We start from the raw sequence: 1,271 nt of genomic DNA, 5'->3' as shown, positions 1-1,271 counted from the left end.
GGGTCAGCTGTTGCGGTCTCCGGCGCGGCTACCGAGCGTGAGGGTGGTGGCGTGGGTGGAGCCGTCACGGGTGTAGGTGAGGGTGACCTGGTCGCCGGGCGTGTGCTGCCAGATCTCGCCGATCAGGGTCTCGCCGCTGTCGACGAGGATGTCGTCGAACTTGGTGATCACGTCACCGGGCTTGAGGCCCGCCTTCTGGCCGGGGCCGTTGGTGGTGATCGCGGAGCTGGAGTCCGTGGAGATCTGGGCACCGTCGCCGTCGTACTGGGTGTTGAGGGTGACCCCGATGACCGGGTAGACCGGCTTACCGGTCTTGATCAGCTGGGTGGCGACGCGCTGGGCCTGGTTGATCGGGATGGCGAAGCCGAGGCCGACGCTGCCACCCTGGCTGCCGGGGGACGAGCTGCCGCCGGGCTGGATGGCGGAGTTGATGCCGATGACGGCGCCGGTGGCGTTGAGCAGGGGGCCGCCGGAGTTGCCCGGGTTGATGGAGGCGTCGGTCTGGATGGCGCTCATGTAGGAGGCGCTGCTGCCCTCGCCGTCGCTGGAGGCGACCGGGCGGTGGACGGCGGAGACGATGCCGGTGGTGACGGTGCCGGACAGGCCGTAGGGGGCGCCGACCGCGATGGTGGCGTCGCCGACGGCGGCGTCGTCGGAGTTGCCGAGCGGCAGCGGGGTGAGCTTGACGCTGCCGGGGTGCTTCAGCTTGATGACGGCGACGTCGTACCCCTGGGCGCGGCCGACGATCGAGGCGTCGTAGGTCTTGCCGTTGGAGAAGGTGACGGTGAGCTTGCCGCTGTCGGCGCCCGGGGCGACCACGTGGTTGTTGGTGAGGATGTGGCCCTGCTTGTCGAAGACGAAGCCGGTGCCGGTGTCGCTCTCCTGGCTGTTCTGCGCCTTGATGGTGACGACGCTGGGCAGCGTCTTGCTGGCGATGCCGGCCACCGAGGTGGGGGCGCGGTTGAGCGCCTTGCTGCCGCTGGCGGCGGAGATGGTGGTGGAGCCGGAGTCGTCGTTGTGCTTGGCGGCGTAGTAGCCGATGCCACCGCCGACCCCGCCGGCCACCAGGGCGGCGACCAGGACCGCGGCGACCATGCTGCCGATGCGGCGCCGGCCGCGCCCGTCGCCTGACGGCGAACCGGGGGGCATCGGGGTGCCCCACACCGGGCCGCCGGGAGCGCCCGGGCCGCCGGCGCCGGGCTGCGGGGTGGCGTAGGCGGGGTTGGACGGCACCGCGTAGGGGTCGTGCATCGGAGGGGACTGGTGGGCAC

Annotated in this window: 1 protein-coding gene; it reads right to left on the bottom strand. The window is 71.8% G+C overall.

Translation table 11 applies throughout. The annotated features are described in order from the left end of the window. Nucleotides 1-3: 3 nt before the first annotated feature. On the bottom strand, nucleotides 4-1,271 hold a 1,268-nt coding region (locus AC13HU_RS37390), incomplete at its 5' end, for a S1C family serine protease (protein ID WP_483046455.1).

This window comes from Streptomyces sp. NH27, from assembly GCF_056859195.1.
Note: the sequence above shows the minus strand (reverse complement) of the source record. Positions and strands in the feature narration are given on the sequence as shown.